Consider the following 20,421-nt stretch of genomic DNA (forward strand, 5'->3'; position numbering starts at 1 on the left):
CGCGGACAATGCAGCGCGCCCTCATCAAGCCACGCCAGCCGCCAAGCGCCGGCAGGTTGGCGCTCCAGTTGCCAATGCCGAAACCACCCGCCGGAAAGAACGCTATCAGTGTGATCCGCTCGCGCTGCGGATACTCGCGTCCGCGAATTTGCCACCGGAAGCCCTAGAGGACGAGGCGTTCCAGAAGCGCCTTCATCCCGGCCGCGACCTTGAAACTGTCGTCCTGATGCTGCCTGCAGCAGAACAACTCGCCGCTCCACCAGCCGACGTAGCCTGTCGCCTTCACCGCATCCACCCATTCCCGAAGGTCCAGTACACCGCTGCCGGTGGGCACGTCGCGCAGCACCGCCTCATCCGGGATGCCGCCGTCGTGGCGCAGGGAATCGCAGACATGCACGCCATAGATCGCATTCCTGTCGATCCGCGCGATCCGCTCGGGGCTGTCGCCAGAGACATAGCAGTGCCAGAAATCCACCACCATCTTCACATTGGACCGCCCTGCCCGGTCGATCAGTTCCAACTGGTCCGAGATGGTGTTCAGCGGGCACCAGCCAAGCGCTTCAAGGTAAAGGATCAGCCCTTTCTCGGCCGCCATGTCGCCCAACCGTGCCAGATTGCGGGCGGCGATCCGCATCTGCTCGTCGCGGGAAAGCCCAAGCACGCCAGAATAGCCGGTCACCGGCCGGCCCCCCGCATGCGCCCTGACCGTGGCGACCGAGACCGGGCCGGTGATCGCCTGCACGGCCTTCGCCCCGGCGATCTGCGCCAGATGGAAAAGTTCGGCGGCATCCTGCCACAGCGATGGCTCGGCATCGCCGTGCCGCTCGATATCCATCAAAAAGCCGGTGCCGGGAATGTCGTAATCGCGCAGGCGCCCGGCCAAGTCGGCCTCGGTCCAGCCGGCGGCAAGGAACGCGCGCATCTTGGCGGCCGAGATTTCGATGCCGTCATAGCCAAGATCAGCGGCGATCTTCAGGTCCATCGCCATCGGTGCGTCCTTGGCGATCAGGGAATGGAGGACGATTTTCTGGCGCTCGGCGCGCATGGGTTTTCCTTTCGTGGGACATTCGCATTTTCCGCGCTAGCCGGTGCAACGGCAATTTCGCAGTCCGACGAATTCTTGCGCAACTTGACGCAATCGCCGCGCGCTGTTGCGTCATTGGCGTCATGCTTGCGAAATTGCCAACTCCTCCCTCGCCCGGCTTACTGCGTCAACAGGCCGGAAGGAGATACGGGATGGACTGGGCGGATTATGTCATCGTCGGCGGCGGCTCGACCGGCTGCGTCATGGCCTCGCGCCTCAGCGAGGACACCGATACGCAGGTTGCCCTGCTGGAGGAAGGCCCACGCGATCTGAACCCCTATATCCATATCCCCGGCGCCTACTACAAAACCGCACAGGGCCCGCTGCTCAAGCGCTTCCCCTGGGAGCCGACGGACGGCCAGAACCGCACCGAGCCACCGACGATGGTGCAGGCCAGCGTCTTGGGCGGCGGGTCTTCGGTCAATGCGATGATCTATATCCGGGGCAATCCCGACGATTACGCGATGTGGGAAAACCTTGGTGCGACCGGCTGGGGCTATGAGGGCGTTCTGCCCTATTTCCGCAAGGCCGAGAACAACAACCGCTTCTGCAACGACGCCCATGGCATCGACGGCCCACTGGGGGTTTCGGACATCGACCATATCCACCCGCTGACCCGGGCCTGGCTACAGGCCTGCCAGCAGAAGGGGCTGCCGCTGAACCCGGATTTCAACTCTGGTGATCAGGCGGGCTGCGGGCTTTACCAGATCACTGCACGCAACGGGCGCCGCAGCAGCGCGGCGGTCGCCTACCTGAAACCAGCCCGCAAGCGGCGGAATCTTTCGGTGCGAACCGGTGCGCGGGTGCTGCGCGTGCTGGTCGAGAACGGCCGCGCGACCGGGATCGAATATGTCCTGAAGGGCGAGACCCGGACGATACGCGCCCGGCGAGAGGTGATCCTCTCGGTGGGCGCGATCAATACGCCCAAGCTGCTGATGCTCTCGGGTATCGGTCCTGCCGACGAATTGCGCCGCCACGGTATCGAAGTCGTCCACGACCTGCCGGGCGTCGGGCGGAACCTTCAGGACCATATCGAGATTTCGCTTATCTATCAGCTCAATGGATCGCACAGCTACGACAAGTACAAGAAGCTGCACTGGAAGGCACTAGCGGGGCTGAACTACCTGCTGTTCAAGGGTGGCCCAGCCTCGTCCAACCTGATCGAGGGCGGCGCCTTTTGGTGGGCCGACCGGTCAGAAAAGCATCCCGATGTGCAATATTTCATGGTCGTCGGTGCTGGAATCGAGGAGGGGGTCGAGGCCGTGCCGGGCGGTAATGGCTGCACAATCAACCTTGGCCAGATCCGCCCGCGCTCGCGCGGCGAGGTGCGACTGACCAGCGCCGATCCCACCGCCTTCCCCCGCGTGATCCCTAATTATTTCAGCGATCCGCATGACCTGGAAACCATCACCGACGGCACCATGTTCGCGCTTGAGGTGATGGAGCAATCCGCGATCAGCCGCTTCGTCGCGCGCCGCCAATTGCCCGAGGCCGGGCCTGTCACCCGCGATCAGATCCGCCGCTTCTGCCAGACAACGGCCCATGCAGCCCTGCACCCTGCGGGCACCTGCCGGGCCGGAACGGATGACATGGCGGTCGTCGATCCGAAGCTGCGCGTCCATGGGATCGAGGGGCTGCGGATCGCCGATGCCTCGATCATGCCGACGCTGATCTCGGGCAATCCGAACGCCGTCTGCATCATGATCGGGGAAAAGCTGGCCGACATGATCCGGCGTGGGTGACTGGGCGGCCTTAACCGCAAGACCGACAGAGGAGGAATGACATGACCAAAATACTGCTCTCATCGCCCTTGCCTTTCTGAGCGCCACGCCGGCGCTGGCGGTCGAGGACGCTGTCACCATCGACCTGCATGGCAAACGGATTGCCGGGATCCTGAACCTGCCGGACGGAGCCCAGAATCCTCCGGTCGTGCTGATGATGCACGGCTTCACCGGCAGCAAGAACGAATTCACCATCGCCGGAACCGAAACTGGGCTGTACACTTTTATAGCCGATCGGCTGGCCGAGGCAGGGATCGCGTCGCTGCGCATCGACTTCACCGGCTCGAGCGAATGGCAAGACACCACCTTCTCAGGCCAGATCGCGGATGCCGTCGACGCCTTCGGCTATCTGCAGGTCCTGCCCAAGGTCGACGGCAGGCCGCATCGGCATCCTGGGCTTAGGTCGGCGCGCATCTGGCCGCCGCGCGGCCCGAGACCGATGCGGTCGTCCTCTGGGCACCGGTGACCAATCCGATGGCACCCTATTCCACCCTCATGGGGGACGGCAAGGACGAGACGATCACCGCCAATCTTTTCTGGGGCGGGCAGACCACACTGAAGGGCGGATTCTTTCACGAATTGCCGCTGATGTCGGCGGCCGGTGCCATCGCCCCCTATCCGGGACCGTTGCGCGTTATCGTGGGCGCAAAGGAAACCATCGTCGCGCCGCAGCCCATCGCCGGCAACCAGTTGCTGCAATACCACGAGGGCACCGGGGATCTGGTGGTGCTTGAATCCGACCATGATTTCGGCGCCGGGGTATCCATTGATCTTGTCGAAAAGGATCTGGCACCCAAGACCGTCGAATGGTTCAGGATCAATCTGTAACCTGAACCAAAGCGCCCCCAATCTGCGCTTCCTTCTGACGCAGAGTATCGCGTCAGAAGGAAGCGCATGAATCCATGCGGTTACGTATCCAGAGCACATCAGCTACGAAAATTCGCAGGGAACCCATGATACATTCCATCCAGTCGCGTTCGCGGTACCTGTTGGGCGCGCTTGCCCTTGGCACCCTGATGCTGCCGGCACTCGCCCATGCAGAATATGACGGCCTGCCGTGCACCTTCATCTGGAATCCGGATATCACCGAGATGGTCGATACGACGCCGTTCAAGAAGGATGGCCCCTATCGCATCGGCTTCGCCAACGCCTCGCAGGCCGACCTGTGGCTGGTGACGTTCGCCAGGGCGTCCAGTATCAGGCCGCGCAGCGCAAGCACCTGATCGAGAAGTTCATCATGACAGATGCCAACTCGGATCCGGCCAAGCCCGTCGGCGGCGTGCCGATCTGGCTTGAGGATTTCGCTTATGACGCGGCGTGCGGCATTCCTTTCGTAGCCATGATTACCATCGCGGCCTTCATGATCCTCGGGCTGGTTCTACGCTCGGCCCGGACCGGGCAGTCCGTCTATGCCGTCGGCGGCAATCCCGTGGCGGCCAAGGCCGTCGGCATCTCGGTCGGCCGGGTGACGATACTGGCCTATTCGGCCTCGGGTTTCTTCGCCGCTCTGGCTGGGATATATCTCACCTGCCGCACTGGCACGGGCGATCCGCGGGTCGGCAACGCGATGACGCTGGCCTCGATCGTCCCGGTCGTCATGGGCGGCACCATGCTGGGCGGAGGCGTCGGAACGGTCTTCGGAACCGCAATCGGCCTCGCGCTGGTCAGCGTCCTGGGCAATGTCCTGAACTACATGAATGTCACGACCTTCGTGCAATGGGTGGTCCAGGTCATCGTGATCCTCGCCGCCGTCTCCATCTATGTCGCCCGGAGCCGCAAGCTATGACGGAAGCCACCTCTCCCACCGCTTTCGGTTGACGCCGGGCATCGCGCTGCCGCTGGCGCTCGGCGTGATCCTCATCGCGGCCGGCCTGATGCAGTCCTCGTTCCTGTCATTGAGGAACTTCCAGGACATCCTGACCCAAGCCCCGCCCCTCTGAATCGTGATGATCGGGCAGACCTTCGTGATCCTGGCGCGGGGTCTGGGTTTGTCGGTCGCCTCGCTGATGGCCACGGTGGCGGTAGTCGCCACGTCCTTCAACACCACCGGAAATGACGTGTTGCCGCAGGTCGTCCTGATGTCACTGGCGCTGGCCGTGGCGGTGGGCTTCGTCAACGGCTGGCTGGCGGTGCGGCGCAACGTCTCGCCCTTCCTCGCCACTCTGGCGATGATGACCGTGCTTCAGGGCGCGCGGTTCTACTACACCCAAGGCGTGCCGGGCGGCGGGCTGCCGTCGGCCCTGCGCTTCTATCGGCACGGGCAAGATCGCCGGCGTGCCGGTCAACCTGATCGTGCTGCTGATGCTGCTGGCAGGCGCGGCCTTCCTGCTGAGCCGCACGGTGCTGGGGCGCAAGATCTACATCACCGGCGGCAACCCCCGCTCGGCCGAGTTGCTGGGAATCAATGCCGGCGGCGTGACGATTCTGTGCTATGTGATCTGCAGCGTGATGGCGACCATCGCCGGGCTGGTGCTGGTCGGCTATGTCGGCAGCGTCGGCAACTGGGTCGGCCGCGGCTCGGTCGTCAACAGCGTGCTGTGCAATCATCCTAGTGCTGACCTTCAACTTCGTGGTGATCGTCGGCCTGCCGGTGCAGGCCCAGCTGATTATCAAGGGCGTGGTGATCATCGTCGCGGCGACATTGTTCAACCGCTTCACCAACCGGTGACGCCAAGTGGTCGACCGGCCTCCCTCAGCCCATGCTGTCAGCAAGCGCGCGGACGCGGTCTGCGGCTTCTGTCAGGCGTTCCTCAGGCAGGCTGCCCTCGGCGACGGCCGACAGGATACGGCTGCGGACCTGTTCCAGATCGTTTTCCGCCGACAGAAGCAGCAGGTCCGACCCTGCGCGCAAAGCTTCGACCGCCGCCGTTGGTACGTCGCGCTGGCCGCGCAGTATACCGATGGCGTCGAGGTCGTCGCTGACCACCAGCCCGGTGAAGTCTAACCCCCGTAGTGCGGCGATGGTGGGGACGGAAAGCGATGAGGGCATCACAGCGTCCATCCCCGGCACCAGCGCGGGGCCGGTCATCACCGCTCGCGCACCCGCGGCGATGGCCGCGCGAAAAGGAACCATGCCGGGCGCCAGCGCGTCGGTCCCGCCGCTGACCGTGGCGACATCCACTGCCGGGTCGCCGTCGATGTTGTGATGACCGGGGAAATGCTTGGCGGTGGCGACGACGCCCGCCGCCTCGACGCCGCGGATATGGGCGCTGCCGATCCGCGCCACCTCGGCCGCATCGGTGCCCAATGTCCGGCCCTGCAGCCAGGGATTGTGCCCGGTCACTACGTCGATGACCGGCGACAGGAACATGGTCAAACCCATTCCGCGTGCCGCTTGGGCCATGCGGAACGCGACCCGCTCGATCTCCTCCGAGGCCATGGCGTGCAGCGCATGATTGTCGGGCAGTTGCGGCACCAGCCCGTGCAGCCGGCGGATGCCCGAGGGCTCCTGGTCCAGCGCCACCAGTGCCGGGCCGGCAAAACCGGTGATCCGGTCGGTCAGCGCGCACAACTTCTCGACGCTTTCACCCGAGCAGCGAGCGTCCGACATACTGCGTGCGACATATTCCTCGCGTGTTTCGCCGATCAGGAGGGCACGCCCGCCTTGATCCAAGAAACGTGCCAGAGGATTAGTCAGCACCAGATTGTCGATCGCCGGCAGCAGCACGGCATAGGTATCGGCCTTCAGGCTCATGTCAGTATCCTTTGCGGCTTAGGTCATGTTGACAAATGGCGGAGCCAGAGGCGGATCGACGTGATGTCGATGAAGCCCAGGAAGCTTTCGGCGGTCTTGTCGTAGCGGGTGGCGACGCGACGGGCATTCTTGAGCTTGTTGAAGCACCGCTCAACGAGATTGCGCAGGCGGTAGAGCCTGCGGTCAACGGCGACCCGTAGCTTCCGGGTTTTGCGCATGGGGATGACCGGCACCACGTCGCGCACCTCCATGGTCTTGCGGATGTTGTCGGAGTCGTAGCCGCGGTCTGCGAGCAGAACGCTTGGCTCGGGCAGGTTGTCAGCCATGACCAGATCGAAGCCGAGGTAGTCCGATGTCTGCCCGGCCGTGATCTCGGTTCTCATGGGCAGGCCTGCCGCATTGACCCGCAGATGGATCTTGGTCGTGAAGCCACCTCGCGAGCGGCCGAAACCTTGGCGCGGAGTCCCCCTTTTGCGCCCGCTGCCTGATGATGAGCGCGAACCACGGTGCTGTCGATCATCTGCAGCGCATCCGGCACGATCCGGCTCTCGTTCAGCGCCTCCAGGATCTGTTCCCACAGCCCCGCCAACGTCCAGCGCCGGAACTGCCGATAGACAGACGACCATTTGCCGAACTCTTCCGGCAGGTCGCGCCAGGGCGACCCCGTTCGGGCGATCCAGAAAATCCCATCCAGAACAAGCCGATGGTTCGTGGGCTTGCGGCCGTTCGGAGAACGGACAGCCAGGATGAAGCGTTCAAAGAACGCCCACTCGTCGTTCGACATCAGGTTTCGTGCCACGCTGGTCTCCATTGCAGATACCAGCTTGAATCACGATCACCGCGCCCGGTGAATCCCTTTTGTCAACACGCCCTAGGCTCAATCAGCCGGACCTGAGGCAAGGCCGTGCGCGCGTAGGAGCGCGCCCAGATCCTTGCCATCGGCAACCGCCTCAGCGATATCGGCAGCGGCCTCCGGCCCGACCAGGGGCACCAACCCGGCTGCCAGCGTGCCGGGTGCCGACAGATTGCCGGCGCAGGCCTCGGGCACCGCCCGGATGTCCTGCACGCAGCGTTCGGCAAAGATGCGGGCAGCGCTCTCGATCATGCCCAAGCTGGTCAGCAGGCAATGCGCCATTAGCGGCTCGAATGCATTGCGCTGCAACTGTCCGGCCTCAGCCGCCATACCGACGGCAACATCGGCCCCTGCGACATGAAAGGCAACTTGGCTGACCATTTCGGGGATCACGGGATTGACCTTGCCCCCGATTAGCGGCGAGCCGGATTGGACGGCGGGCAGGGCGATCTCGCCAATGCCGCCGCGCGGGCCGCTGGACAGCAGGCGCAAGTCGTTCGCGATCTTGGAAAGCGTCACCGTGATGCCGCGCAAGAGCGATGAGAACTGCACCAGGCCGGCGCTGTTCCAGGCCGCGCAGACCAGATCGTCATCGCGGCGCAGGGGCAGTTCGGTCAGGCGCTGCAACTCGGCGATGACCGTCTCGGCGAAATCCGGCTGCGCGGCCAGGCCGGTGCCGACCATGGTGCCGCCCAGGTTCAGCCCCGCCAGACTTTGCGAGGCCGGCCAGATCCGTGCCGCCTCGTGCCGCAGCGCGGTCGAGAAGGCGTGGAACTCTTCGCCTAGCGTCATTGGCACGGCATCCTGCAGATGGGTGCGCGCCAGCTTGAGGATGCTACCGAACTCCTGCGCCTTGGCGGCAAAGGTGTCGGCCAGCGCCAGCAGCGCCCGCTCCAGCCCCGGCGCTCCCTGCATCAGCGCGACGCGCAGCGCCGTGGCATGAACGTCGGTAGTGGATTGCGAGCGGTTGACGTCGCGGATCGGATGCAGGTGCTCATACTGGCCGCAGGCACGACCCATCAGCTCCAGCCCGCGATTGGCAATCACCTCGTTAAGGTTCATGTGGCTGGAGGTGCCACCGCCGCCCTGGAACACGTCGACGATGAAATGCGCCCCATGCTGGCCGGCCATCAACTCGTCGCAGACCCGGCCAATCACCTCGGCCTTGCGCGCCGACAGCTTACCCAGTCGGTAATTCGCCGCAGCCGCAGCCTTTTTCGTCAACGCCATAGCGCGGATCAGCGGCGCCAGCGACCCTATTTTCATGCCCGAAACCGGGAAGTTCTCAACTGCGCGCAGCGTGTTGATGCCATAGAGCGCCTCGCCTGGCAGCCGGCGGCTGCCCAGTTCGTCGCTTTCGATGCGGGTCCAGGATGCGCCGGGAATCATTGCGTCTCCTTGGCCCTGTCAGCCTTTGGGGTGCAATTCGACCGCCAGCCAGACCGAGTCGGTGTCTGCGTAATAGCGATGCCAAGGATAGGTCCATTGGTTCGGGCCGGTCACGCGACAAAACGGATCGTGCGAATAGCCGATCGGCATGATTACATCTTCATAAAGGGTATTCTCGCGGCGCTCGACGAATTTCTGCATCCGACCGAGGCCGTGGATCTGAGTATGCACCTCGAGGAAGGGGTGCTCGTTATGGATAAAGCAATCGGTATTGCCCGGGGACCACCACAGGTTCAACTTCAGCTCGAACTCCTGCGGTTCCTCGGACGTGCGGCGTTCGTTGGTAAAGACATAGGGGTCGGTCGTGACCGAGCCGATCGTGTCCTGGGCCGAGATGAACAGCGGCGTGTCGCGCGGAAAGTTCTTGATCCGGTTGCCGAGCCAGTCCCAGCCCCGGAACATGCAGCCGCCGAGGTTGGTGGGCTTGAGCACCTTGATGATCGCGGCCCGCTCGCCCGAGCGAATCGTCCCACCCCTGAGCCAGGTCGACTTCCACGCCGGGACGATGGTGGGGTGATCGGTGCCGGTCACCAGCGGCGCGGGCGACAGGTTGATGACGACGGCGTCCTCGACCAGGTAATCCTTAGGATTTTCAACAAGCTGCGCCTTAATGAACTCGTCGGCAAAGGCAAGGTCGCGGATCTGGTTGTGCATGATGATGTCCCCGAAGGATGCTGGATATGGCGCAAGGACAGCACGGAAAGACCTTACAGACCATTGCGCGACCACCGCAAAACTGACGCAGACTGGCGCAATTTCGGGCATCGCGCGCGTCGGTCATACCGGTTTGATCATGTCGGGGCTTTCGCCCAGATATTCGCGCGCCTCCCGGGGGATCGAGGCGTCGTTCATGTCCAGCGTCGTGGTGGCCTGCAGCTCCGCCCGGCTCAGCAATCCCGGGCGGCGGTAGTGCAGCACTGCACGGGTCGAGAAAGGTTGGCGAAACATCGTCGCCGCGACACCGCTGACGATGCCGAACATGAAGCGCTTGGCGCTGCGCTGCACGGTCGAGAAGATGCCAAAGGTGAATTCGTTGCGCTGCACCGTCTCGAAGTCGATGGTGAATACGCGGTCCTCTACCGGGAAAGTGAAGCCGTGATATTTGAAGATGTATTCGGTGCGCGATGGGTCGTCATAGCTGGGAAAACGCTCGATGTAATAGTGGTTCAGGAAATCCCCGCTTTGGAAGATGCAGAAGGCCGAGCGCAGGATCTTGCGTGCGTAAATCGAGGAATACTGGTAGCGGTCATAGCAGCCGACATATTCCCCCATGTCGATCTTGGTCGATACCGCCACCGTGTCGAGAAAACGCGCGACCTGCGGCGCCCGGCGCAGATGGTCCAGCACATCGAAGAAGTTGCCGTCGACCAGAGCGCGGAAACGCTCATGTTCGCTAAACAGGACCTCGGGACCTAGGCCGAAGTAGTTCGCGATCAGGCGGATATTGCCGGAAGAGGGCATGTGCCGGCCCGACAGATATTTGTTGAACTGCTGACGGTTGATGCCGAGCTTGCGGCAGATCTGCGAGATCGAGCCCTGCCGGTCGCAGAGCAGGCGCAGATTTGCGGCGAAACTCGCTATGCGGTCCGCAGCGTCCCTCGACAGGTCGGGTGGAGTCATGCTTCGATCCCTTCGCAGGCAGTGCGTCAGTTTGCGCCATGAATCGAATGGATGCGAAATTGCGATTGAATCGTCAAGCCCGCAGCATCGGGAAAGTCATTCGCAGATGTGCACCGACCCGAAACGGTGCAGCTAAACAAACGGGGAAACACATGAAACTCACCGGCGGACAAGTCGTGGCGCGCGCGCTGAAGGAATATGGGGTTGAGTATGTCGCCGGCGTCCCCGGCCACGGTATCTGGTCGCTATTCGACGCCTTCCTGCAGGAAGGGTCGGAAATCCCGTTCATTCAAGTGATGCACGAGCAAAGCGCCGTCCACATGGCCGATGGTTATTTCCGCGCATCGGGCAAGATCATGGCCTGTTCGACCTCGGTTGGGCCGGGCGCGACCAACACGATCATCGGTCTGGCCACTGCCTATACCGACTCGACCTCGCTCTTCTATGTCTCGGGCTCGCCCCAGACCTATATGCACGGCCACGGCACCATGCAGGAGATCGAGCGCCAGCAGGACAACGCCTTCCCGCGTATCACCGAGCAGGTGACCAAGCGCGCCTGGCAGGCGACATCGGTCAGCACGCTGCCCTCGATCATGCACCGCGCGTTCAACGAGATGCTGACTGGCCGCCCGGGTCCCGTCCATGTCGAAGTGCCAATGAACATTCAGGTCGAGGCCGACGAGGTCACCATCCACCCGCTGGAGAAGCGTCTGCCGACAGGTATCGCCCATCCCGATCCGGCGGCGATCAAGGCGGCGGTCGAAGTGCTGCTGACTGCTAAACGCCCGGTCATCGTGGCCGGCGGCGGCGCCATCACCGCCAATGCCTCTGCTGAACTTACCGCACTGGCGGAAAAGCTGGGTGCCGCAGTTTCGATCACCTGGAACGGCAAGGGCGCCATCGCCGAGGACAATGATCTGTTCATCGGCGCCGTCGGCCAGACCGGTACCACCTGCGGCAACGAGATCACCGCGTCGGCGGATGTCGTCATCTCCGTCGGCTGCCGGTTCACCGACTGGTCGGCCTCGTCCTATGCTAAGGGCGTGTCGTTCAGCTTCCCGCCGGGCCGACTGATCCATATCGACCTCGACCCGCGCGAGATCGGCAAGACCTACCCGACCGAAGTCGGCATCGTCTCGGACGCGAAGATCGCACTGCAGTACATCCTCGCCGCGCTGGAGGACGACAAGGCTGCCGCGCTGCGTGACGGCAACGCCGCCTTCCTCGCCGAGGTCAAGCAGGCCAAGGCGGACTGGCGCGCCAAGGTCGAGCCGCGCGAAACCAGCACCGAAACGCCGTTCACCTCGCAACGCCCGCTGGTCGCGCTGCGGAAGGTGCTGCCGCGTGACGGGATCGTGGTCGCAGGCTCGGGCAACACCCAAGGCGCGGTGAAGCAGAGCTTCCCGGTTTACGAGCCGCGCACCCATCTGACCTCGGGCTCGTTCTCGCCGATGGGCTGGGCGGTTCCGGCCGCCATGGGCGCCAAGCTGGCCTGCCCCGACAAGAAGGTCGTGGCCATCGTCGGCGACGGCGACTTCATGATGTCGCTGCCGGAAATGGGCACCGCCGTGATGAATGGGATCAACGTGGTGTTCCTGGTGCTGAACAACCAAGGCTACATGTCGATCCGTGGCGGCATGCGCAAGTTCATGGGCCGTCATATCGCGTCCGAGTTCAACCACCATGCCGGTAATGGCGAACCCTATTCGGCGGACATCGCCGCCACCGCCCGCGCCTTCGGCCTGCAAGCATGGAGGGTCGAGAAGGACGATGATCTGGAACCGACACTGGAGGCCGCGCTGAACACCGACGGCCCGACCCTGGTCGAGGTGATCGTGTCGCGCGATGCCGCCGGCCCCTTCGCCACCGGCTGGTGGGATTTCCCCTCGCCCGCCTATTACGAAAAAGAGCAGGAAGCTTACGCCGAGATGCGCGCGAAGGAACAGATGCTCTGATCCTGCCGGGGGCGGCCCTGCTCGCCCCTGCCCTCGCCTTTCATCCCATTCCAGAAACCAGCTTGGGTGGCCACAAGTCTTCCACCCCCAGAGGTAGATTTGCCATGATCCGGCATGTGAAGACCGCGCGCCTCACGCAAGGCGACCAGACCGATCCCGCCGTCACTGAAGCCGTCCGCGCCCTCCTGGCACAGGTCGCCGAAGGTGGCGACAAGGCCGTGCGCGAACTCAGCATCAAATTCGACGGGCTCGACCGCGACAGCTATCGCCTGACCGAGGCCGAAATCGCGGGTTGCGTCAACGGACTGACCAAACAGGAACGCCACGATCTGGATTTCGCGCAAGAACAGATCCGCAATTTCGCCCAAGCCCAGCGGGACACCATGCTGGACCTCGAGGTCGAGACCCTGCCAGGCGTTGTCCTCGGCCACCGCAACGTGCCGATCCAGAATGTCGGCTGCTATGTGCCGGGCGGCAAATATCCGCTGCTGGCCTCGGCCCATATGACGGTGCTGACCGCCAAGGTCGCCGGCTGCCAGCGCGTCATCACCTGTGCCCCGCCCTTCAAGGGCAAGATCGCCGAGAAGATCGTGGCGGCCCAGGCGTTGGCCGGCGCGGATGAGATCTATTGTCTCGGCGGCGTGCAGGCCATCGCCGCCATGGGCTACGGCACCGAGACCATCGCGCCGGTGGACCTGCTGGCCGGTCCCGGCAACGCCTATGTCGCCGAGGCCAAGCGGCTTTTGTTCGGCAAGGTCGGCATCGACCTTTTCGCCGGCCCGACCGAGACTCTGGTGATCGCCGACGACAGCGTGGACGGCGAGATCTGCGCAACCGATCTGCTGGGACAGGCCGAACACGGCCCGAACTCGCCCGCCGTGATGATCACCAATTCGGAAAAGCTGGCCCGCGACACGCTGGCCCAGATCGAACGCCTGCTGACAATCCTGCCCACGGCGGAGATCGCCCGCAAGGCCTGGGAGGATTACGGCGAGATCATCCTCTGTGACACGCTGGATGAGATGGTAGACGAGGCCAACCGCATGGCTTCGGAACATGTCCAGGTGATGACTACCGATCCGGATTATTTCCTGAACAACATGGCCAATTACGGCGCGCTGTTCCTAGGCGCTCGTACCAACGTCGCCTTCGGCGACAAGGTGATCGGCACCAATCACACGCTGCCAACGCAGCGGGCCGCGCGCTATACTGGCGGGCTGTGGGTCGGGAAGTTCCTCAAGACCTGCACCTATCAGAAGATCCTCACCGACGAAGCCTCGGCCATGATTGGCGCCCACGCCTCGCGCCTTTGCCATATGGAGGGCTTCGTGGGCCATGCCGAGCAAGCCAACATCCGCGTCCGCCGCTATGGCGGGCGGAACGTGGAATATGGGAGCGCCGTCACGGCCTGAACCCGACCTAGCCCGAGAAGAGCGGAATGCGACCGGGCCCCACCACCACCGAAAACAGGGAGTATCCCCATGAAGAACCTATATTTCGCCCTTCTCGCAAGTTCGGCCTCGCTGGTTGCCGCGATGCCGGCCCAAGCCGAGGTGAAGCTGGAGGTCATGCACCACTGGGTGGCCGAAAGCGAAGCCGCCGCGCTGAACGTCGTCCGCGAGGCACTGGCTGCCAAGGGCTACGGCTGGCAGGACAGCGCCGTGGGCGGACAGTCCGGCGGCAACATGCAGCAGGCGTTGCGCAGCCGGCTGGCCTCTGGCAACCCGCCCGGCTCCATGCAGTTCATCGGTTGGGAGGGCATCGATTGGTCGGCCGAGGGCGTAATGCGCGACCTCAACGCGCTTGACGAGGCGAATGGCTGGGAAGCCGCCATTGCGCCGCAGGTGCTGCCCTTTGTCAAGAACGGCGACGACCTGATCGCGGCGCCCATCAACATGCATCGCCAGAACTGGGTCTGGGCGAACAAGGCCGCCTTCGACAAGGCCGGCATCGATCCGCCCGGCACCTGGGCCGAACTGATCGAGGACGGGGCGAAGCTGAGGGAGGCCGGCGTCATTCCGCTGGCCATGGGCGACGAGCCCTGGCAGATCCAGGTGATATTCGACGCGCTCGTCGCGGATATCGGCGGGCCGGAGTTCTATAACAAGGCGCTGGTCGAACTGGACCCCGAGGCGCTGTCCTCGGACACCATGAAACAGGTCTTCGACACGCTGCGCCAGGTGCGCGGGCTGGTCGACGACGGTTTCACCGGCCGCGACTGGGCCGTGGCCTCAGGCATGGTCATCAACGGTCAGGCCGGAATGCAGATCATGGGCGACTGGGCCAAGGGCGAATTCCTAGCCAAGGGATTGAAGCCGGGCACGGATTTCCTGTGCTTCGCAACGCCTTCGGAAACCCCGTCCTTCCAATGGCTGATCGACAGTTTCGGCATGTTCAAGGTGACCGATCCCGAGGTGACCAAGGCGCAGGACGCCCTGGCCGAAGTGGTCATGGACCCCAAGGTCCAGCATGACTTCAACCTGATCAAGGGCTCGATCCCGGCCCGCACCGACCTGCCGGTGGACGATTTCGACGATTGCGCGAAGAAGGGCTTCGAGGATCGCGCCGTCGCGATCAAAAACGGCGCCATGCTCGGGGCCTCGACGCATGGCTTCGCGAGCCAGCCCCAGTTCGCCACCGTGTTCGGGGATGTCGTGGCACAGTTCTTCGTCAACGACATGGCCTCGGAAGACGCCGTGCAGATGCTGGTCAGCGGAATCGACAACGCCCGCTGATCCCACCTGCCGCCTGGACCTGCCGGTGACCGCCACCCCGGCAGGCCCTTCCGCATTGTCCCCTTTTTCTGGAGAGGATCGTCATGACCCGAAAGAAAAGCTTCTCCGACCGGTTGGCCGATTGGCTGCCGCGGCTGGTCATGGCGCCAAGCCTGCTGGTGATCCTTGTCGGTGTCTACCTGTTCATCGCCTGGACCGGCTGGATCTCGCTGTCCTCGTCCAGAATGGTGCCGCAATACGATTTCGTCGGGCTGGAGCAGTATTACCGGCTGTGGGCTACGCCTCGCTGGCATACGGCGGTGGCGAACCTGTTCATCTTTTCGGCGCTGTTTCTGACCGTGACCATCGGGGTCGGCCTGGTCATGGCGATCCTGCTGGACCAGAACATCCGGGCCGAGGGCGCGCTGCGCGCCGTCTATCTCTATCCGATGGCGCTCTCGTTCATCGTCACCGGCACAGCCTGGAAATGGATCCTGAACCCTGATTTGGGCATCCAGAAAGTCGTGAACGATCTTGGCTGGGAAGGCTTCGTCTTCAACTGGATCACCCGGCCAGACTTTGCCATCTATACCATCGTCATCGCCGCGGTCTGGCAATCCTCGGGCTTCGCCATGGCAATCTTTCTGGCCGGGCTGCGCGGCATCGACAACTCGGTCATCAAGGCTGCGCAGATCGAGGGCGCCACCCTGCCCCGCATCTATGCCAGCATTATCGTCCCGATGCTGCGTCCAGCCTTCCTGAGCGTGATCGTCCTGTTGGGCTATATCGCGATCAAGACCTTCGACCTGGTGCTGGCCATGACAAACGGCGGTCCGGGGAACGCGACCGAGATGCCGTCGACCTTCATGTTCTCGGCCACCTTCCGACGCAACCAGATGGGCGTCGGCGCCGCCAGCGCCATGATGATGCTGATGACCGTCGCGGCGATCATCATCCCCTATCTGTATTCTGAGCTGAAGGAGAGCCGCAATGACCACTGAACGCCGCTCGGCGGCTCGGGCGCAGGCCATCGGCCGGGTCTTTATCTACGGCTCCCTGCTCGTATTGGCCGCGTTCTACCTGATGCCGCTCTGGGTCATGATCATGACATCGGCGAAATCTCTCGATGAGATCTACGGCGGCTCATTCATCGGATTGCCGCAGGCCGTGACCTTCGAAGCCTGGGCAAAGGCCTGGAGCCAGGCCTGCATCGGCACCTCCTGCACCGGACTGAAACCCTATTTCTTCAACTCGATCATGATGGTCGTTCCGGCTGTCGTTCTGTCGACCGGGATCGGGGCGCTGAACGGCTACGTGCTGACTAAATGGCGCTTTCGCGGCTCGAACCTGGTCTTTGGCCTGATCCTCTTCGGCTGCTTCCTGCCCTTCCAGGCTGTGATCCTGCCGATGGCACAGGTGCTGGGCCGGCTGGGTCTCTCGGGCTCGATCTCGGGCTTGGTCCTGGTCCACACGGTCTATGGCATCGCCTTCACGACGCTGTTCTTCCGCAACTATTTCGTCACCATCCCGGACGAGTTGACCAAGGCGGCGCAGATCGACGGCGCGGGATTCTTCCGCATCTTCTTTTCGATCATGCTGCCGGCAGCGCTCCCGATCATGGTCGTGTCCTGCATCTGGCAGTTCACCCAGATCTGGAACGACTTCCTGTTCGGGGTATCCTTTACCGCAGGGGAAACCTCGCCCGTGACGGTGGCGCTGAATAACATCGTCAACGTCACCATGGGCCGCAAACAGTATAACGTCGACATGGCTGCCGCTATGATCGCCGCGCTTCCCACCCTTGTCGTCTATGTCATCGCGGGCCGCTATTTTGTCCGCGGGCTGACCGCCGGCGCAGTGAAAGGCTGACCGATATGGCTACTCTCGAAATCGACCGCGTCCGCAAGTCGTATGGCGCGATGGAAGTGCTGAAAGAGGTCAGCATCTCGATCGGCAGCGGGGACTTTCTAGTCCTCCTTGGCCCGTCAGGCTGCGGCAAGTCCACGCTGCTCAACATGATCGCGGGCCTTGAGGGCATCACCGCCGGCCAGATCCGCATCGACGGCGATGTGGTGAACGACCTCTCGCCCAAGGACCGCGACATCGCCATGGTGTTCCAGTCCTATGCGCTCTACCCGACCATGACGGTGCGCCAGAACATCGAATTCGGCATGAAGATCCGCGGGGTGCCGCCGGCCGAGCGTGACAAGGCCACCCGCGAGGCGGCCGAGCTGTTGCAGATGGCGCATCTGCTGGATCGCCGCCCCTCGCAACTGTCGGGCGGCCAGCGCCAGCGGGTCGCGATGGGCCGCGCGCTGGTCCGCCATCCCAAGCTGTTCCTGTTCGACGAGCCGCTCTCCAACCTGGACGCCAAGCTGCGCGTGGACATGCGCACCGAAATCAAGCGGCTGCACCAGCGGCTGGGCACCACCATCGTCTATGTGACGCATGACCAGATCGAGGCAATGACGCTGGCCACCCGCGTCGCAGTGATGAAGGATGGGTTCGTGCAGCATCTGGACGAGCCGCAGGTGGTCTATGACCGGCCGGCCAATGTGTATGTGGCGCGCTTCGTCGGCTCGCCGGCGATGAACATCATCCCGGGCCACCTGATCGAGGGTGCCGCGGGGCCGGAGCTGGAGATGGATCAGCCCGATGGCGGCAGGTCGCGCATTTCCGGCGTGGCGGTCAGCGAGGCCGCGCGACGGCAATATGCCGGCAAGCCGGTGCTGGTCGGCATCCGTCCCGAGGGTTTCTCGGTCGCCGAACCGGGCCAGCAGGCGGTGCAGGCCGCCATCGAGGTGGTTGAACCCACCGGTCCCGATACGCTTGCCATGTTCACCTTGGGCGGCGTCGAGGTGATCGCCCGGCTTGCACCGCGCACCGCGCATGCGGGCCAGACCGTCCAGCTTGCGGTCGAGATGGCCAAGGTGGTTCTGTTCGATCCGCAGACCGAAATCCGCATCGACTGAGGTGGCCATGAGCACGGACAGCGACGTCATCATCATCGGTTCGGGCATCGGCGGCGCCACGCTCGCTTCGGCGCTGGCTCCTTCGGGTATGCGTATCCTGATCCTGGAACGCGGCGAGCATCTGGCCGACACGCCTGAGGCGCGGGACGACGTGGCGATTTTCGAGCGGGGCTTCTATCGCTCGGACGAGGAATGGATCGGCTCCGACGGCAAGAAATTCCTGCCGGGGAACTATTACTACGTCGGCGGCAACTCGAAATTCTACGGCGCAGTGATGTATCGCTACCGCGTCGAGGATTTCAGGGCACGCCCGCATCTGCAGGGCACATCGCCCGGCTGGGACATGTGCTATGACGACATGGAGCCTTGGTATGCCCGGGCCGAGGCGCTGTTCAAGGTGCGCGGCGCGGCCAGGCAGGACCCGACCGAGCCTCCCCGGTCGGGGCCGTTTCCTTTTCCGCCGGTCCCGGACGAGCCGGCGCTGCAACTGGTGCGTGAGCGGCTGAAGCGGGCGGGCGTCCATCCCGCCAGTCTACCGCTGGCCATCGACATCGATGCCTGGCTGAAGCGCGGCCGGACCGGATGGGACGCTTTCCCCAACACCGGCGGCGTCGGCAAGATTGATGCCGAGGTCGGACCGCTGGCCGATGCGCTGAAACATCCCAACGTGCGGCTGATGACCGGCGCGCAGGTGATGCGGTTGGAGACCGGCGCACATGGACGCGAGGTGGCCGCGGCGATTGTTCGCCGCAACGGTCGGGAAGAGCGCCTGACCGCGCGGCATTTCGCCGTGGCGGCGGGGGCGGTGCAATCGGCGGCGCTGCTGCTGCGCTCGAGCAACGCGGCACATCCGACGGGTCTGGCCAACGGCTCGGACCAGGTCGGCCGAAACTTCATGAACCACAACACCAGCGCAATGATCACACTGAACCCGTTTCTGCGGAACGACTCGATCTATCAGAAAACGCTGTTCTTCAACGATTTCTACAACGACGATCCCGAGGTTCATGCGCCGCTTGGCAATGTGCAGCTGTTGGGACGGATCACCGGCAACATCCTCAAGGCGCAGGTGCCGGCCATGCCGCGTTTCCTGGCAAGGCTGATGGCCAACCGCGCGTTTGGCTGGTTTCTTACCAGCGAGGACCTGCCCAATCCGAACAGTCGTGTTCTGGTTCGGGGCGAGGATATCGTCATGGACTGGCAGCGCTCCAACATGGATGCGCATCACTTGTTAATCAAACGCACTCGGCAGGTGATGAAACGCGCGGGATTCCCGGTGGTGATGGTGCGAATATTCGGCAACAAGACCACCTCTCATCAATGCGGAACTGCGCGCCTTGGCACGGATCCACGTGACTCCGTCGTCGATCTGGACGGTCGCAGCCATGACGTGCCCAACCTCTGGGTGACGGATGCCTCGGTCCTGCCGACCTCGGCAGCGGTAAACCCGGCCCTGACCATCGCGGCGCTAGCTCTCAAGGCAGGCGAGGCAATGAAAGGTGCGATAATTTGATCAGAGTGCTGCAGATATATCGGCCCTTCCCCGACTACGGCCCCTTCCCTTTTTCCCGACGGTGCGACCGTCCGCATACCCCGCCATTCGAACGGCTGGTCTTCATCAAATAGCGCATCCGGTGATTATCGCGCGGATACCCGATCCGGTCAGGCTGTTGCGTCCGATCAGCCAATTCGTCCAGACATGTGGATAACCCATTCTGGAGGGGTAGTCATGTGGCCTTGCCTGCATAGTGTTCCAGTCGATCTGCAAATCCATCATGGAAAGGTTCGACAATGGAAAGATCAGGCAAATCCCACCTCACGGCCGATCAGGTCGACGCCTTGCGCCGGCGTCTGCGCGATCTGCCGCCCAAGCCTCCGACGCATCGCACGGCCAAACAGGTCGTGATCGAGTTGGAGGCCGATATTCGGGCAGTACTGGCGCGGGCTATACCCTGACCGGTATCGCCAAGGTCTATTCAGGGCTTGGCGAGGTCAGCGCGAGCACACTGCAAACCTATCTGCGTGATCTCGAACGGCAACAGGCACAAGGCCCTGTCCGCCGCCGTCGTCCGGCAGCTCCCGCACCCTCTGGCGCAGTGATCAACCGGTCCGTTCTTCAGCCGCCGCAGAACACCGGCGATCCGGAAGTGTGACATGGCGGTCGCGGGTGACCAGCAGCGGCGATCCGAGCGGCGGCGACGCAACGGGACGATCAGCCTGCGGGTGACGCCGCAGGAGAAGGCGCGGCTGATCCGCCGCGCGCAGGCGGCGGGCTATCCCGGCCTGTCCTCCTAAGGTC

21 protein-coding genes and 2 pseudogenes are annotated in these 20,421 nt (G+C 63.5%); 17 read left to right on the forward strand and 6 right to left on the reverse strand.

Annotation, left to right across the window (positions count from 1 at the left end):
* Positions 1-163: 163 nt before the first annotated feature.
* The gene (locus JWJ88_RS21185; RefSeq protein WP_205296949.1) at positions 164-1,045 is read right to left on the reverse strand and encodes a sugar phosphate isomerase/epimerase family protein; all 882 of its coding nucleotides are present in this window, start codon (positions 1,043-1,045) and stop codon (positions 164-166) included.
* A 191-nt stretch (positions 1,046-1,236) separates the two neighbouring features.
* Between JWJ88_RS21185 and JWJ88_RS21190 the strand changes: the two genes are divergently transcribed.
* The 8 genes and pseudogenes from JWJ88_RS21190 to JWJ88_RS22255 form a co-directional block, all read left to right on the forward strand.
* Entirely contained in the window at positions 1,237-2,826 is a 1,590-nt protein-coding gene (locus JWJ88_RS21190; RefSeq protein ID WP_205296950.1) for a GMC family oxidoreductase, read from the forward strand.
* Between the two features lie 187 nt (positions 2,827-3,013).
* Positions 3,014-3,331 carry an alpha/beta hydrolase family protein gene (locus JWJ88_RS21195; protein WP_205296951.1) on the forward strand — a complete coding sequence of 106 codons (318 nt, stop codon included), beginning with the start codon at positions 3,014-3,016 and terminating at the stop codon, positions 3,329-3,331.
* Between the two features lie 8 nt (positions 3,332-3,339).
* Positions 3,340-3,693, forward strand: coding sequence for a hypothetical protein (locus JWJ88_RS21200; protein WP_205296952.1), 354 nt, complete (start codon positions 3,340-3,342; stop codon positions 3,691-3,693).
* A gap of 74 nt (positions 3,694-3,767) precedes the next feature.
* The gene (locus JWJ88_RS21205) at positions 3,768-4,088 is read left to right on the forward strand and encodes a hypothetical protein (RefSeq protein WP_205296953.1); all 321 of its coding nucleotides are present in this window, start codon (positions 3,768-3,770) and stop codon (positions 4,086-4,088) included.
* A 14-nt stretch (positions 4,089-4,102) separates the two neighbouring features.
* The gene (locus tag JWJ88_RS21210) at positions 4,103-4,651 is read left to right on the forward strand and encodes an ABC transporter permease (protein WP_205296954.1); all 549 of its coding nucleotides are present in this window, start codon (positions 4,103-4,105) and stop codon (positions 4,649-4,651) included.
* A 28-nt stretch (positions 4,652-4,679) separates the two neighbouring features.
* Positions 4,680-4,805 (forward strand): hypothetical protein, encoded by a 126-nt coding sequence (locus JWJ88_RS22030; protein ID WP_256439750.1) that lies wholly within the window; start codon positions 4,680-4,682, stop codon positions 4,803-4,805.
* Positions 4,806-4,871: 66 nt separating this feature from the next.
* Positions 4,872-5,021, forward strand: a pseudogene (locus JWJ88_RS22250) (hypothetical protein); the annotation flags it as partial.
* Positions 5,022-5,166: 145 nt separating this feature from the next.
* Positions 5,167-5,301: pseudogene (locus tag JWJ88_RS22255) on the forward strand (ABC transporter permease subunit); the annotation flags it as partial.
* A 256-nt stretch (positions 5,302-5,557) separates the two neighbouring features.
* On the opposite strand, the gene JWJ88_RS21220 reads toward JWJ88_RS22255, so the two are convergent.
* The 5 genes from JWJ88_RS21220 to JWJ88_RS21240 all read right to left on the reverse strand — a co-directional run bounded on the left by JWJ88_RS21220 (position 5,558) and on the right by JWJ88_RS21240 (position 10,481).
* Positions 5,558-6,559, reverse strand: a complete 1,002-nt coding sequence (locus tag JWJ88_RS21220) for a glycoside hydrolase family 3 N-terminal domain-containing protein (RefSeq protein WP_205296956.1) — start codon at positions 6,557-6,559, stop codon at positions 5,558-5,560.
* 23 nt (positions 6,560-6,582) lie between these two features.
* Positions 6,583-7,370 (reverse strand): IS5-like element ISPme2 family transposase gene (locus JWJ88_RS21225; RefSeq protein WP_088238952.1). Its coding sequence is split into 2 segments (ribosomal slippage): positions 6,583-7,034 and positions 7,034-7,370, totalling 789 coding nucleotides; the frame shifts between segments, so codons are not numbered across the junction.
* A gap of 66 nt (positions 7,371-7,436) precedes the next feature.
* On the reverse strand, positions 7,437-8,801 hold the full coding sequence (locus JWJ88_RS21230) for an aspartate ammonia-lyase (protein WP_205296957.1): 1,365 nt from the start codon (positions 8,799-8,801) through the stop codon (positions 7,437-7,439).
* Between the two features lie 18 nt (positions 8,802-8,819).
* The gene (locus tag JWJ88_RS21235; protein ID WP_205296958.1) at positions 8,820-9,515 is read right to left on the reverse strand and encodes a hypothetical protein; all 696 of its coding nucleotides are present in this window, start codon (positions 9,513-9,515) and stop codon (positions 8,820-8,822) included.
* A gap of 123 nt (positions 9,516-9,638) precedes the next feature.
* On the reverse strand, positions 9,639-10,481 hold the full coding sequence (locus tag JWJ88_RS21240) for a helix-turn-helix domain-containing protein (protein WP_205296959.1): 843 nt from the start codon (positions 10,479-10,481) through the stop codon (positions 9,639-9,641).
* A gap of 152 nt (positions 10,482-10,633) precedes the next feature.
* Here JWJ88_RS21240 and JWJ88_RS21245 point away from each other — a divergent pair, with 152 nt between their 5' ends.
* From JWJ88_RS21245 to JWJ88_RS21285, 9 genes are all read left to right on the forward strand, one after another.
* Positions 10,634-12,436: a thiamine pyrophosphate-binding protein gene (locus JWJ88_RS21245; RefSeq protein WP_205296960.1), complete on the forward strand. Its 1,803-nt coding sequence runs from the start codon at positions 10,634-10,636 to the stop codon at positions 12,434-12,436.
* A gap of 104 nt (positions 12,437-12,540) precedes the next feature.
* Positions 12,541-13,848, forward strand: coding sequence for a histidinol dehydrogenase (hisD, locus tag JWJ88_RS21250; RefSeq protein ID WP_205296961.1), 1,308 nt, complete (start codon positions 12,541-12,543; stop codon positions 13,846-13,848).
* A gap of 69 nt (positions 13,849-13,917) precedes the next feature.
* Positions 13,918-15,171 (forward strand): ABC transporter substrate-binding protein, encoded by a 1,254-nt coding sequence (locus tag JWJ88_RS21255; protein WP_205296962.1) that lies wholly within the window; start codon positions 13,918-13,920, stop codon positions 15,169-15,171.
* Between the two features lie 83 nt (positions 15,172-15,254).
* Positions 15,255-16,151 (forward strand): carbohydrate ABC transporter permease, encoded by an 897-nt coding sequence (locus JWJ88_RS21260; RefSeq protein WP_205296963.1) that lies wholly within the window; start codon positions 15,255-15,257, stop codon positions 16,149-16,151.
* The gene (locus JWJ88_RS21265) at positions 16,141-17,019 is read left to right on the forward strand and encodes a carbohydrate ABC transporter permease (RefSeq protein WP_205296964.1); all 879 of its coding nucleotides are present in this window, start codon (positions 16,141-16,143) and stop codon (positions 17,017-17,019) included. The genes JWJ88_RS21260 and JWJ88_RS21265 overlap by 11 nt, the downstream gene beginning before the upstream one ends.
* Positions 17,020-17,024: 5 nt before the next feature.
* Positions 17,025-18,122, forward strand: a complete 1,098-nt coding sequence (locus tag JWJ88_RS21270; protein ID WP_205296965.1) for an ABC transporter ATP-binding protein — start codon at positions 17,025-17,027, stop codon at positions 18,120-18,122.
* 7 nt (positions 18,123-18,129) lie between these two features.
* Positions 18,130-19,635: a GMC oxidoreductase gene (locus JWJ88_RS21275; protein ID WP_205296966.1), complete on the forward strand. Its 1,506-nt coding sequence runs from the start codon at positions 18,130-18,132 to the stop codon at positions 19,633-19,635.
* A gap of 278 nt (positions 19,636-19,913) precedes the next feature.
* Positions 19,914-20,078, forward strand: a complete 165-nt coding sequence (locus JWJ88_RS21280; RefSeq protein WP_205296967.1) for a hypothetical protein — start codon at positions 19,914-19,916, stop codon at positions 20,076-20,078.
* A gap of 198 nt (positions 20,079-20,276) precedes the next feature.
* On the forward strand, positions 20,277-20,417 hold the full coding sequence (locus JWJ88_RS21285) for a hypothetical protein (protein WP_205296968.1): 141 nt from the start codon (positions 20,277-20,279) through the stop codon (positions 20,415-20,417).
* Positions 20,418-20,421: the final 4 nt, after the last annotated feature.

Source organism: Paracoccus methylovorus, from assembly GCF_016919705.1.
Classification (GTDB): domain Bacteria; phylum Pseudomonadota; class Alphaproteobacteria; order Rhodobacterales; family Rhodobacteraceae; genus Paracoccus; species Paracoccus methylovorus.